The sequence below is a fragment of the Bacillus cereus genome, assembly GCF_002567495.1.
GTDB lineage: Bacteria > Bacillota > Bacilli > Bacillales > Bacillaceae_G > Bacillus_A > Bacillus_A cereus_AQ.
The window spans coordinates 3,459-17,537 of record NZ_NVAP01000058.1; the positions used below are offsets into that span (position 1 = coordinate 3,459).

Consider the following 14,079-nt stretch of genomic DNA (forward strand, 5'->3'; position numbering starts at 1 on the left):
TTTGAGAACTCCTTTTATTTTGTTATGTATGAATGATAGGAGTCTTTTTTGAACACAAATTGCCTTTTTAAAAATAATTATGGATATGGAGATACATACTACCATTGTTAACATAGAAAATTTGATTATATATGAAGTGTTCTTTGTTAGAATGCACTTTATTTACTACAAGAAAATGCCTTTTAAAAAAGAATGAACAAAATTTCAAAAGTGTATTTACATTTGTTCAACTAAGAGTTAGAATGAAGTTGTTAAAAGATATGAGGAGTGAAGATAATGAACATTGCAAAGTTAATTGACCATACAATTTTAAAAGCTAATACTACTAAAGAAGATGTTATGAAAGTAATCGAAGAAGCAAAGGAATATAAATTCGCTTCTGTTTGTATTAACCCAACATGGGTAAAATTAGCGGCTGATGAACTAGCTGGACATGATGTAGACGTTTGTACTGTAATCGGTTTCCCATTAGGAGCAAGCACTACTGAAACAAAAGCATTTGAAACAAAAGATGCTATCGCAAAAGGTGCAACTGAAGTTGATATGGTAATCAACGTAGGCGCTTTAAAAGATGGCGATAACGAATTTGTTGAAAAAGACATTTATGAAGTAGTACAAGCAGCAAAAGGAAAAGCTCTTGTAAAAGTAATCATTGAAACTTGCCTATTAACAGATGAAGAGAAAGTACGTGCTTGTGAATTATCAGTAAAAGCTGGTGCTGATTTCGTAAAAACTTCAACTGGATTCTCAACTGGCGGAGCAACTGCTGAAGATATCGCATTAATGCGTAAAACAGTAGGACCAAACGTTGGTGTAAAAGCATCTGGCGGTGTTCGTACACGTGAAGATGCAGACAAAATGGTAGCTGCTGGAGCTTCTCGCGTTGGAGCAAGTGCTAGTGTTGCAATCGTATTAAATGATGCAAAAGGTGCTACAGATAACTACTAATCGATAAAAGCTTAAAGCAATAGATATACGTTTAAAGTATATCTATTGCTTTAATAATTGAAAAAAATGTAAGCGGATACGAATGGGAGGAAACGGCTTATGAAATACTTAATCGGTGTTTTTGGCCTCGTATTGATTTTAGGTATCGCTTGGCTTGCTAGTAATGATAGAAAGAAAGTCAAATATCGTCCAATCATAACGATGGTTATATTACAATTCATTTTGGGGTTTCTATTATTAAATACAAGTGTAGGGAATATATTAATTAGCGGAATAGCAGATGGTTTTGGAGAGCTATTAAAATATGCCGCTGACGGTGTGAATTTCGTATTTGGTGGATTAGTAAATCAAAAAGAGTTTTCGTTCTTTTTAAGTGTATTAATGCCAATCGTATTTATATCAGCCTTAATAGGTATTTTGCAACATATTAAAGTATTACCTATTATTGTGAAATCTATTGGTCTAGCATTAAGTAAAGTAAATGGAATGGGGAAACTAGAATCATATAACGCTGTGGCATCGGCGATTTTAGGACAATCGGAAGTATTTATTTCGGTTAAGAAACAACTAGGGTTATTGCCAGAGAAAAGAATGTATACATTATGTGCATCAGCAATGTCTACAGTTTCTATGTCTATCGTTGGATCATATATGGTTTTATTAAAACCACAATATGTTGTAACCGCTTTAGTGCTTAACTTATTCGGTGGCTTCATCATTGCTTCTATCATTAACCCGTATGAAGTTACTGAGGAAGAAGATATGTTAGAAGTACAAGAAGAAGAGAAGAAGACCTTCTTTGAAGTATTAGGGGAATACATTATTGATGGATTTAAAGTTGCGATTACAGTAGCAGCTATGTTAATTGGTTTCGTAGCTCTTATCGCATTCATTAATGCAGTATTTAAAGGTGTAATCGGTATTTCATTCCAAGAAATTCTTGGTTATGCATTTGCACCATTTGCATTTATTATGGGTGTACCTTGGCATGAAGCAGTTAATGCCGGAAATATTATGGCAACAAAATTAGTATCAAATGAATTTGTCGCTATGACAGATTTAGCACAAGGAAACTTTAATTTCTCAGATAGAACGACAGCGATTATCTCTGTATTCTTAGTTTCATTTGCAAACTTCTCTTCAATTGGGATTATTGCAGGGGCAGTTAAGAGCTTAAATGAAAAGCAAGGGAATGTAGTCGCAAGATTTGGTTTGAAATTACTATTCGGTGCAACATTAGTAAGTTTCTTATCAGCAACAATCGTTGGTTTATTATTTTAATAGATTTATATAATATAAAAAGGAATGGTGATTGTAATGAGAATGGTAGATATTATCGCAAAAAAACGTGACGGCAAAGAATTAACGACTGAAGAAATCAAATTCTTTATTAATGGATATACAGACGGAAGTATTCCTGATTATCAAGTGAGTGCACTTGCAATGGCAATCTTCTTTAAAAATATGACAGATCGCGAACGTGCAGATTTAACGATGGCGATGGTTGAGTCTGGAGAAACGATCGACTTATCAGCAATTGAAGGAATTAAAGTAGACAAACATTCAACTGGCGGTGTTGGTGATACAACAACATTAGTATTAGGACCATTAGTAGCTGCTTTAGATGTACCAGTAGCAAAAATGTCTGGTCGTGGTTTAGGGCATACAGGCGGAACAATTGATAAATTAGAAGCGGTAGAAGGATTCCACGTTGAAATTACGAAAGAACAATTCATTGATATTGTAAACCGTGACAAAGTAGCTGTTATTGGACAAACAGGAAACTTAACACCTGCAGATAAAAAGATTTATGCATTACGCGACGTAACAGGAACTGTTAACTCAATTCCTTTAATCGCAAGTTCAATTATGAGTAAAAAAATTGCAGCTGGTGCTGACGCAATCGTACTTGATGTAAAAACAGGTGCTGGTGCATTTATGAAAACAGAAGAAGATGCAAAAGAATTAGCACATGCAATGGTACGTATCGGAAATAACGTAGGACGTCAAACAATGGCAGTTATTTCAGATATGTCACAACCTCTTGGATTTGCGATTGGTAATGCTCTAGAAGTGAAAGAAGCAATTGATACGTTAAAAGGTGAAGGTCCAGAAGATTTAACAGAATTAGTACTTGTATTAGGAAGTCAAATGGTCGTACTTGCGAAAAAAGCAAATACGTTAGAAGAAGCTCGTGAAATGCTAATTGAAGTGATGAAAAACGGAAAAGCAACTGAGAAATTTAAAGAGTTCTTAAGCAATCAAGGCGGAGATAGCTCAATTGTAGACAATCCAGAAAAAATGCCACAAGCGAAGTATGTAATTGATGTACCTGCAAAAACTTCAGGTGTTATTTCTAACATTGTTGCAGATGAAATCGGTATCGCAGCTATGTTACTTGGTGCTGGCCGCGCAACAAAAGAAGATGAAATTGATTTAGCAGTAGGTTTAATGTTACGCAAAAAAGTTGGCGATGCAGTAAAAGAAGGCGAGCCGTTCGTAACAATCTACGCAAATCGTGAAAATGTAGAAGATGTAAAAGCAAAAATTTATGAGAACATCTCTATCGCTGAAACAGCAGTGGCTCCTAAATTAGTTCATACAGTTATTACTGACTAATCATCATTTCGTTTACTTTGAGGGGGAAATAATATGGGTAAGAAAAAATATATTGAAGAAGCAAACAAGATGTTATCGAAAGCGTATATTCCGTATTCTAAATTTCCTGTTGGCGCAGCGTTAGTTACGAAAGAAGGGAAAATCTATACTGGTTGTAATATAGAAAATGCTTCTTACGGTTTATGTAACTGTGCAGAAAGAACAGCAATATTTAAAGCAGTATCAGAAGGTGAGCGCGATTTTAGTTACTTAGTTATTACAGGAGAAACTGACGGACCTATTTCACCGTGTGGTGCTTGTAGACAAGTTATTGCTGAATTTTGTGATCCGAAAATGCCTGTATTACTAACGAATGTAAAAGGTGATGAAAAAGAAGTGACTGTTGAACAGTTACTTCCAGGTGCTTTCACAATTAACGATTTAAAATAAATTAAAAAGCCATTTTGCAATTATTAATTGCAAAATGGCTTTTTTGTTCATATTCCGTTCATAAACTTTGCGTAAAATGATTGCAGCGAATATGGAAAGTTTACAGCAGTAGGAATATAATGAAGAAATTCTATAATGCGGTATGTATCTCCTTATTAGTTTATGATTTTATTCAAAAAGTTATTTAAATAGATAGGAGTGGAAAGTATGATAGCACTTTTATCAAGTGTCATAGCGGTTTGTATGGCTGTTGGGGTAATGTTTCTGCGTTTTAAAGCAGCGAAAAAGCCGGTAACGAAAAAGAAAATTATATTGCCGCCAATTTTTATGAGTACAGGCGCGATGATGTACTTCTTACCAGAGTTTCGATTAACATCGCTAGAAATAGTCGAGGCAATTAGTATAGGGCTTATTTTCTCCATTCTTCTTATTAAAACAACTAAGTTCGAGATAAGAGGCGAACATATATTTATGAAACCGTCAAAAGCATTCATATTCATTTTAGTAGGATTATTAGTTGTACGAATAGCATTAAAGTCATATTTAAGCCAATCACTTGATTTAGCAGAGTTAAGCGGAATGTTTTTCTTACTCGCATTTGCGATGATTATATCGTGGAGAATTGCGATGTATCGCGCGTTTACTAAATTAGAAAAGACAATAAACAGAGCTGGAATTTCTATATAGGAAATCCAGCTCTGTTTATGTTTTATTGAAATTCTTTAGCACGGAACTCATTTGCTTAATTTTAAACGTATTTGAGCATCTTGTAATGCAACTGGTGTAACGTTAAGACCATTCGAATCAACAATTTTTGTATTTAATAAAATGGAATCTAGGCTTCCACGAAATGTTTCTGTATAGTTTTGACGTAACATTTGTTGTTCTTGTTTTTCATCAACTGTTAATCCAGATGTTCTTTCTTTTTTTGATAATTCATTAATACGGAATAAAATATTTTGCATTTTGTTCACCTCTTGTTTTAAATTAAATTAGTAGCTTACTAATTTATAGTTATTGTAACTTGTTTAGTTGTTTGTGTCAATACTATCTAAAAATATGTTAAAAATTGACGAAAAATTATAACAATAATAGAATAAAGTGTATTGAATAATTAGTTTCACAATTATACATAAAACGCTAGGGGGATTATTATGAAATCAACATTTTTTGCTCAAAATAGAGAAAGACTAACGAAAACATTACCTGATGAATCCATTACGATTTTATTTGCGGGACAAGCACCACATATGTCAGCTGATGCACATTATAAATTTGTACCGAATCGTAATTTTTACTACTTAACAGGAATCGATGAACCAAATGTTATTTTTATGCTAAAAAAGTTTGGGAATAGTGTAGAAGAGACACTTTTTATTGAAAAATCAGATCCAGTAATGGAAAAATGGGTTGGGAAAACAGTTTCTAGCGAAGAAGCAGAGGGAATTTCAGGTATAAAGAAAGTTGTATATTTAGATAGCTTTGAAAAGACAATGTCAAATATACTTTTTACAGAAAATGCGAAGCATCTATATTTAGATATAGAACGTCGCGAGTGGAATGGTACGGAGACAAAAACATTAGCATTTGCTAAACATGTAAGAGAACAATACCCACACGTAACAATTGGTAATGTATATCCGAACATTTGTGAATTACGAGTATTTAAAACAGAGGAAGAAATTGAAATTATTAAAGAAGCAATTGCTATAACGAAAGACGGTATTTACAACGTACTTAAGCATGCAAAAGCAGGCATGATGGAGTATGAATTAGAAGCTCAATTTGATTTTACACTGAAATCATCTGGCATTAAGCATCATGCGTTCAATACAATTTTGGCAAGTGGTAAAAATGCTACAGTCCTTCATTATGAAGACAATGATGCACAAATTCAAAATGGTGATTTAGTATTGCTCGATTTAGGTGCTCAAAAAGACTATTACAACGCTGATATTAGTTATACATTCCCGGTTAGTGGAACATTCTCTAATCGCCAGAAACAATTTTATAATATCGTATTAAAAGCATTAAAAGAAACAACAGAGATTATTAAGCCGGGCTTAAAGTTCGCTGCATTAAATGAGCATGCTAAAAAAGTACTCGCAGAAGGATGTAAAGCAATTGGTTTAATTCAAGAAGATGAGGAACTGTCTAAATATTATTATCATGGTGTCAGCCATTTCCTTGGTTTAGATACTCATGATGTAGGTACATACAAAGATAGAGTATTAGAAGCAGGTATGGTTATTACGATAGAACCAGGTCTTTATATTGAGGAAGAGTCGATCGGTATTCGAATAGAAGATGATATTCTTGTAACGAAAGATGGATATGAAAACTTATCAAAAGATATCATTAGAGAAGTTGAAGAGATTGAAGAATTTATGAGTGAAAATAATGAACATGTAAAAGGAAATCCAGCTGTAGTTAAATAATAAAAAAGTCATCACTAATTTATTTGAACTTTATCTCGAATCGTGGACACTTAAAAAAGTCCATGATTCGGGATAGGGTTCTGTTTATCTTCGAATTACTAATCTTTAATTATTAATCCTAATAAAGTTGCAAACTGAACAGCTTGATATGTTGATACTTTACATCCTCTTAAATCGTTCACTGAAACTGTAAGTGTATCAAAGTTAGAAGAACTAATATCTATCCCCTTCAGTGATGTCTGGTCAAAATTAGCCTCGTTAAGACTACATAATTGGAATTCAACTTTTTTTAGTTTACAATCAAAAAAATCTGCATTATTTAATGAGGTTTCATTAAATATAATTTTTTCTAGTTTTGAATTTCCGAATGTCGCTAAATTCAAAATTGAATTCTCAAATTTAACATTTCCTAAGCTAGATTCTGTGAAATTTACTCCAATTAATTTACTATTTTTAAATTCAACTCTGTGAACAGAAGAATTGCTTAAATTAACATTTGATAAATCGCAGTTTTCAAAACAAACATCTGTAATATCAATATTGCTAAAGTCTGTATTAGTGAATTTACAATTCTTTATCACTGCATCATATAATCGCACTCTATCTACAGATTCATTTTCGAAAGTGGAGTCTATAATTTCGCACACTTCTAATGTTGGATCTTCTTCATAAAAAATATCTTGAAAATTCTTTGAAGATAACTCTGGTGAAATTTTTGGTCTATCAATTTTCATAGTATATCGATCCTCTTCCATTTGATATATTTGTGTAATTTAGGTCTATTGTCTTTCTATAAGGAACATTAGTTCTCATTATACACAAATGTAAGTTCTTTTGTGAAGAGCATTTTGGCTACCTTTTTTTTATTTAATACTAGTAGTGTTATTGTTTCTTAAGAAATAACGTCATAACAAATAAGAGAACGGCTAATACAGTCGTTACAAGGAAAGCATTTTGTATTCCTCAAATATTAGCCTCTAGTAAAATCTCCGCTTTTAGTAATTTTCCAATTAAGTTACGTAAGATCTAATCACATCTCCTTATTTTCTTGAAAATCAATTTCTATAATGATTTTGAAAAAGAAAAAGGAGGGATTTTCCATGAAGAGATTTGTATTAACCGCAGTTACAGTCTCTGTAATATCTTTAATTTCTGCATGTTCTACGACCATAAATACAACAAATGATCATAAAAATATGAATGATAAAAAAAACGCACAAATTGAAACGGCTACAAAACCATTGGAAATTGTTAAGGGGCCAGAAGTTACTTTAATAGCGAAAGAAGAGAAACAAAAGTTAAGTAACGGTGTTATTGTTCCGGTTTGGACATTTAATGGTTCATCTCCTGGTCCGGAAATTCGGGTGGAAAAAGGTGAAAAGGTTAAAGTGATATTAAAAAATGAACTATCTGCACCAGTATCTTTTCACTGGCATGGGTATCCTGTTCCAAATAACATGGATGGAATTCCAGGCGTGACGCAAGATGCGGTTGAGCCTGGAAAGAGTTTCACCTATGAATTTGAAGCGAACGTACCAGGAACATATTGGTATCACTCGCATCAAGATTCTGTAAATCAATTAGATAGAGGTTTGTATGGAGCGCTCATTGTAGAAGATACAAAGGAAAAATATGATAAAGATTACACATTAATGTTGGATGAATGGGTTACAGATAAAGAAGAAATTAATAAGCAAGTAAAAGAAATGACAAAAGGGAAAAAAGAAAAAGTGGACGGTAAAAAAACTAGTATGGATAATGACAATACGAAAAAGAATGATGATATGAAGGGCATGGACCATTCTGATATGAACATGGGTAGTGATCAAAAAGACTCTGGCAATATGGAAGGAATGGACCATGGGAATATGAAGATGGAAGGTCATAATATGAGTATGTATGACTTATTCACAATCAATGGTAAAAGCGGTGATTTAGTAGAGCCATTAAAAGTGAACAAGGGAGACAAAGTTCGACTTCGACTCGTTAATGCTGGTTATCTATCACATAATATTCATGTTCACGGTCATGATATAAAAGTAATTACATCAGATGGCCAAGCAATTAATGATCCAAAAGTTATAAAGGATAAAGTAATTTCAATTGCACCGGGTGAACGTTATGATGTTGAATTTACTGCTAATAATCCTGGGAAATGGTATGTTGAAGACCATTCAGAAAATAAAGGTGCAAAAGGAATGAAAGCTGTTATTGAATATGATGGCAGCAAAGAGATGAAAGATAAAGCAGACGAAAAAGAAAAATTACCGAAATTAGATATAACGAAATATGGTGCTAAAAAATTAGGTAGTTTCACGTTAAATCAAGCGTATACTGCCACATATAATATGGACTTAAATACGCAAATGAATGGAAATGAAATGGTATATACAATTAACGGAAAGGTATTTCCGGATATTGACCCAATCCAAGTGAAAAAGGGTGATTTAGTAAAAGTGAAATTAGTAAATCGCTCTAAAAGAGACGATCACCCGATGCATTTACACGGTCATTTCTTCCAAGTATTAAGTAAAGATGGAAAGCCGATAGAAGGTTCTCCAATTGTTAAAGATACATTGAACTTGAAACCAGGAGAAGAATATGAAGTAGCCTTTGCGGCAGACAATCCGGGTGAGTGGATGTTCCACTGTCATGATCTACACCATGCTTCAGCGGGGATGGTAACAGAAGTGAAATATACAGATTATAAATCTGATTATGTTCCAAACCGAAACGTTCCTAATAAGCCAGAATAATATGAAGCAGTTATCCAATGGATAGCTGCTTATTCATTTTTGCTGCAAGTGTTAATGTATATGTTGGTCATGCCCGGATGAAGGTGGGGGAGTATGATCTGGGAATGTCACGAATACGGCAACGATAATTACCACACTAATTGAAAGTAATAACAAAAAACGCCGTTGGATAAAAGTAGAAAAGTTTTCTGATAACAATTGAATTATACATGACATGGTAATAGTTATAGTAAGTAAAAGACTAATAAAAAGTATACTATGGGCTTGTTGAGTGTTTAACATTTCTATAATCATTGCTCCCATCATACTTGCCATTAATCCAGAGAACATACCTTCTAAAGCAGTATACAGGTGAAAACGTAGACCGACTAAAAAGCCGATAAATCCACTAATTAAAATAGCAAGCAAAGTAGAATATAGTAATTCTCCTTTAAAGAGAATGCCTAAATAAAAACCAATACTTAAACCGATACTCATACTAAAAGATATAATAAATACCATATACTCCATTAGGGTACCCTTACGTTTAGAAACATAGGATGTAATAAGAATCGAGGTACAGCAAAGTGTTAAGATAGTTAACGTATAAGCAAACATTATGATACCTCCCTGTCCTATCGTTCATTTCATCATATGTTTATATGGGGCGTACTTATGCTAATATATATCTGCAAATTATCTGCACAATTTCATAGATGTAAGCAAAGGAACGCTTGATTTTTTAGGGCGTCTTTTTAATTGTAAGCATGTGAAAGAAATTGTTATATTATGAGTTTCTATTGTGAAGCCATAAAGAATAAGCGTATAATATTATAGTTATCCCATTACTTGGAGTAACTCGCGAATGATAAATAAGATTGTTGTTTTATCATCGTTTCTAAACATATATACAACGAAAGTAACACTGGAATACAGATAGGGAGTTATAAAATGAAATTAATTATTGCCGAGAAACCAGATCAAGGTTTGGCTCTTGTTTCACAATTTAAATATCGCCGGAAAGATGGATATTTAGAAGTTGAAGCAAATGAGTTATTTCCAAATGGAGCGTACTGTACATGGGCAATTGGTCATTTGACGCAGTTATGTAATCCAGAACATTATCACGCTGAGTGGAAAAAATGGTCACTTAATACGTTACCGATGATTCCAGAGCGTTTTCAATTTGAAGTAACAAAGTCGAAGTATAAGCAATTTAATGTTGTGAAACAGCTGTTACATAATCCACAGGTAACAGAAATTATTCACGCAGGCGATGCTGGGCGTGAAGGGGAACTGATTGTACGAAATATTATTAATCTTTGTAATGTACAAAAGCCGATGAAACGTCTTTGGATTTCATCTTTAACAAAGCAAGCTATTTATCAAGGGTTTAAAAATTTACTCGATGAAGCAGATACAATTAATACGTATTACGAAGCATACACAAGATCTTGCGCTGACTGGGTTGTTGGTATGAATGCATCGCGTGTCTTTAGTATTTTGCTAAAGAAAAAAGGAATGAACGATGTATTTTCCGCCGGTCGTGTACAAACTCCAACACTCGCATTAATCGTAAAGCGTGAGAAAGAAATTGAAAACTTTAAGTCGGAGCCGTTTTGGGAAGTGTTCGCAACCTTTAATATAGAAGGAAAGAAATATGACGGGAAATGGGAAAAGGATAATGAATCCCGCTTAAAAGACCCTGATATGGCGAATAAAATTGCGGCATTTTGCCAAGGGAAACCGGCTGTAGTAAAAGAAATGAAAACGGAGCGTAAAGAGTTTCAGCCGCCGTTTTTATTTAATTTATCAGCATTGCAAGCGACAGCTAATAAAGCTTTTAAATTTTCACCGAAAAAGACGCTTGATATAACACAAGCACTATATCAAAAAGGGATAGTTTCTTATCCGCGTTCGGATTCTAACTATGTTACACAAGGAGAAGCAGCGACGTTCCCTGATATTTTACAGAAGTTAAGTCAGTTTGATGAATATAAAGGGTTATTGCCAGCACCAATTGAATCCATTATGAACAACAAGCGTTATGTAAATGAAAAGAAAGTGACAGATCACTATGCTATTATTCCGACAGAGCAAGTTACAAATCCAAGCAAACTATCAGGTGATGAAAAGAAAATTTACGATATGATCGTAAGAAGACTGATTGCGGCGCATTATGAAGTAGCAATCTTTGACTACACAACGATTACAACTCTTGTAGATGAACGTGCTGCATTCATTTCAAAAGGAAAACAGCAAATTCAAGAAGGTTGGCGTAAAGTTATTTTCCAAGATGATAAAGATGACGAAACAATTCTTCCAATTGTCGCAGAAGGTGAACAAGGGAAAGTTGTAAAGGTGAAAGTGAAAGAAGGAAAAACACAGCCACCGAAGCGTTATACAGAAGGACAACTTATTACGTTAATGAAAACGGCAGGTAAGTATTTAGAGAATGAAGAGCTGGAGAAAGTATTAAAGAAAACAGAAGGTTTAGGTACAGAGGCAACTCGCGCTGGAATTATTACGATGCTAAAAGACCGTAAGTATATAGATGTGCAGAAAAACCAAGTGTATGCGACCGATAAGGGAAAAGTATTAATTACAGCAATCGGCGACAAAATACTAGCTTCACCGGAAATGACTGCGAAATGGGAACAACGTCTTGCGGAAATCGGGGAAGGTACAGCTTCTCCTGCTACATTTATGGAACAAACGAAAAAGTTATCAGCGAAAATTATTGAAGATGCAGTGGAAATGTCTGAGAAGTGGGATTTCACTGGTTTACATGTTGAATCGATTGAACGAAAAGGATCGAAGTTTACAACGGGTAAAAAGGTTGGAAGCTGTAAAAAATGTGATGGTGATGTAATTGATAAGTCAACGTTTTACGGTTGTTCTAACTACAACACGACACAATGTGATTTTACCATCTCAAAGAAGATATTAAGTAAAACAATTTCGCAAAAGAATATGACAAAGCTCTTAAAAGGTGAAAAGACCGATTTAATTAAAGGCTTTACAAAGGGCGAGAAAACATTTGATGCGAAGCTGGAGTGGAAAGATAATAAGATTAATTTTGTGTTCGAGAATTAAGTGGTTTCAACACATAAAGACCACTTACCTAAACTATTGGTTCTGTAACAGGTTAGGTTCGAAAAGCTATTGATAGAAAATAAAAAAGCATGACAATTAAACTGTACCTTATAGAGTAGACACTAAAAAATCTATTCTATAGGGTATTTCTTTTATATAAAGGAAAAATAAGCAATTAAGAGAACATCTGAAAGTAGTTTACGCCGATGTTTATAAAAAGTTGTAGAGTATTTCTTTGAATAAGGAATACTTTTTGTTTTGGGTAAAATGAAAAAAACAATAAAAAATTCTTTTTAATTGATAATTATTTATTGAAAAACAATAAATAATGTATTAAAATCAATATCAGAATAAATTAGTGAGGTGCTTTTTATAGAAAAGGTAATAACCTTATTTTTTAAACTAGAGGAGATATAAATATGGACATTCACAATTTGATCATTGAAAATATGGATAATCCCCATGAGTTGGAGAGAATGTATAGAAAAGACTCAAAAGCTTTTAAAAAATCATTCTCACAAGCATGGGACCAAAACCCTGATTCTCAGGTTCTAGGTGCTTGGTATGAAAGGTTGTATTTTAAGGAGATGGCAAATACAGAAAAAAAATCTTTGTTTCAAAAAGGTTTCTTATTCATGGGCATTCTAGCTATTCTAGCCGGGTTAAGTACCAGAATCATTTTTCATTTTGTCGAACAGGGATCAATTGCTCCGATTAACTTAGCTTTTGGTATAATCCCTTTTATTGCTGCTTATTTTGTTTACAATAATACTCCGAAAAAAAGTATTATTTATTCCCTTGCAGCGTTGTTCCTAATTTCCGGGTTTTATCTTAATATGCTGCCATTAAATTATAAAGACAGTATAATCCTTGTTTATTTGCACCTTCCTATATTTTTATGGGTATTAGTAGGGCTTGCGTTTACAGGAAATGAATATTCAAAAGGAAGTACAAGATTGGCTTATATTAAATTTAATTTGGAATATTGTATTCTCTACGCCAGCATGGCAGTTAGCGGAATGGTGCTAGCAGTATTCACCATGAGGTTATTTAGTTTTGTTGACTTGGATATAGGAGAGTTCTATTTTAGTAATGTTGTTTTATTTGGTGCTGCCGCTCTCGCTATTGTGGCTGCATACTTAGTATCAATGAATCTTAAGTTTGCTAAAAATATTACACCATATATAGCTAAAATTTTTAGTCCGCTTGTCCTGGTCACATTGTTAATCTATCTTATAACGGTTATATGGGTTGGGAAAAATCCATTTTTGGACCGCAATTTCTTGATGGTCTTCAACGGAATACTTCTTGTTGTATTGGCTGTTACTATATTTTCCATTGTTGAGAGTGACTCAGATGAGAAAAAGAATATTTCAGATTATATAAACTTTGTCTTAATTGTTCTTGCGCTTATTATTGATAGTGTGGCTTTGTCAGCTATCGTGTTCAGACTTTCTTCCTATGGTATTACGCCTAATAGACTTGCTGTTTTAGGAGTCAACATACTTATTTGGGCAAATCTAATGTGGATTATGCTCTCTTATATGCGTTTTCTACAAAACAAATCCGGTCCTTTACCTATCCAAGATGCCGTTACGAAGTATTTGCCAATATACGGACTTTGGGCAGCTTTCATTATATTTACGTTTCCTATCATTTTTAATTAGAAAGGCTCTGTTAATGTAATGATACATTTGTTAAAAGAGGGTGGTAGCTTGATGTCATCCTTTTCAGCTTCTATCCTATTTATAATAATTGGTATTATTACGTTTGTAGTTTCGGTTATTTCATTTGTATTGATAAATAAGAAATAA

General features: G+C 33.5%; 12 protein-coding genes. 9 read left to right on the top strand and 3 right to left on the bottom strand.

Features of this window, described 5'->3' with window-relative positions:
* The first annotated feature begins 276 nt into the window (after window positions 1-276).
* The 5 genes from deoC to COK05_RS26835 all read left to right on the top strand — a co-directional run bounded on the left by deoC (window position 277) and on the right by COK05_RS26835 (window position 4,683).
* Entirely contained in the window at window positions 277-948 is a 672-nt protein-coding gene (deoC, locus tag COK05_RS26815) for a deoxyribose-phosphate aldolase (protein ID WP_001017440.1), read from the top strand.
* 99 nt (window positions 949-1,047) lie between these two features.
* Window positions 1,048-2,229 (top strand): NupC/NupG family nucleoside CNT transporter, encoded by a 1,182-nt coding sequence (locus COK05_RS26820; protein ID WP_016082053.1) that lies wholly within the window; start codon window positions 1,048-1,050, stop codon window positions 2,227-2,229.
* Between the two features lie 36 nt (window positions 2,230-2,265).
* Window positions 2,266-3,567, top strand: a complete 1,302-nt coding sequence (locus COK05_RS26825; RefSeq protein ID WP_098614965.1) for a pyrimidine-nucleoside phosphorylase — start codon at window positions 2,266-2,268, stop codon at window positions 3,565-3,567.
* Window positions 3,568-3,600: 33 nt separating this feature from the next.
* Complete coding sequence (locus COK05_RS26830; RefSeq protein WP_098614966.1) at window positions 3,601-3,996, top strand: cytidine deaminase; 396 nt, start codon at window positions 3,601-3,603, stop codon at window positions 3,994-3,996.
* Window positions 3,997-4,203: 207 nt separating this feature from the next.
* On the top strand, window positions 4,204-4,683 hold the full coding sequence (locus COK05_RS26835) for a CcdC family protein (RefSeq protein ID WP_098614967.1): 480 nt from the start codon (window positions 4,204-4,206) through the stop codon (window positions 4,681-4,683).
* A 47-nt stretch (window positions 4,684-4,730) separates the two neighbouring features.
* Here the strand turns inward: COK05_RS26835 and COK05_RS26840 are convergent, their stop codons facing one another.
* Complete coding sequence (locus COK05_RS26840; RefSeq protein WP_001179618.1) at window positions 4,731-4,961, bottom strand: DUF896 domain-containing protein; 231 nt, start codon at window positions 4,959-4,961, stop codon at window positions 4,731-4,733.
* 189 nt (window positions 4,962-5,150) lie between these two features.
* Here COK05_RS26840 and COK05_RS26845 point away from each other — a divergent pair, with 189 nt between their 5' ends.
* The gene (locus tag COK05_RS26845; protein ID WP_098614968.1) at window positions 5,151-6,434 is read left to right on the top strand and encodes an aminopeptidase P family protein; all 1,284 of its coding nucleotides are present in this window, start codon (window positions 5,151-5,153) and stop codon (window positions 6,432-6,434) included.
* 98 nt (window positions 6,435-6,532) lie between these two features.
* Here the strand turns inward: COK05_RS26845 and COK05_RS26850 are convergent, their stop codons facing one another.
* On the bottom strand, window positions 6,533-7,168 hold the full coding sequence (locus tag COK05_RS26850) for a pentapeptide repeat-containing protein (protein WP_098614969.1): 636 nt from the start codon (window positions 7,166-7,168) through the stop codon (window positions 6,533-6,535).
* Between the two features lie 366 nt (window positions 7,169-7,534).
* Between COK05_RS26850 and COK05_RS26855 the strand changes: the two genes are divergently transcribed.
* A complete protein-coding gene (locus COK05_RS26855; RefSeq protein WP_098614970.1) occupies window positions 7,535-9,190 on the top strand; it encodes a multicopper oxidase family protein in 1,656 nt (551 codons plus the stop codon).
* A gap of 51 nt (window positions 9,191-9,241) precedes the next feature.
* On the opposite strand, the gene COK05_RS26860 is transcribed toward COK05_RS26855, so the two are convergent.
* Window positions 9,242-9,787: a hypothetical protein gene (locus COK05_RS26860; RefSeq protein WP_098614971.1), complete on the bottom strand. Its 546-nt coding sequence runs from the start codon at window positions 9,785-9,787 to the stop codon at window positions 9,242-9,244.
* A 333-nt stretch (window positions 9,788-10,120) separates the two neighbouring features.
* Here COK05_RS26860 and topB point away from each other — a divergent pair, with 333 nt between their 5' ends.
* Both topB and COK05_RS26870 read left to right on the top strand, forming a co-directional pair.
* Entirely contained in the window at window positions 10,121-12,265 is a 2,145-nt protein-coding gene (gene topB, locus COK05_RS26865) for a DNA topoisomerase III (RefSeq protein WP_098614972.1), read from the top strand.
* A gap of 419 nt (window positions 12,266-12,684) precedes the next feature.
* The gene (locus COK05_RS26870; RefSeq protein WP_098614973.1) at window positions 12,685-13,932 is read left to right on the top strand and encodes a DUF4153 domain-containing protein; all 1,248 of its coding nucleotides are present in this window, start codon (window positions 12,685-12,687) and stop codon (window positions 13,930-13,932) included.
* Window positions 13,933-14,079: the final 147 nt, after the last annotated feature.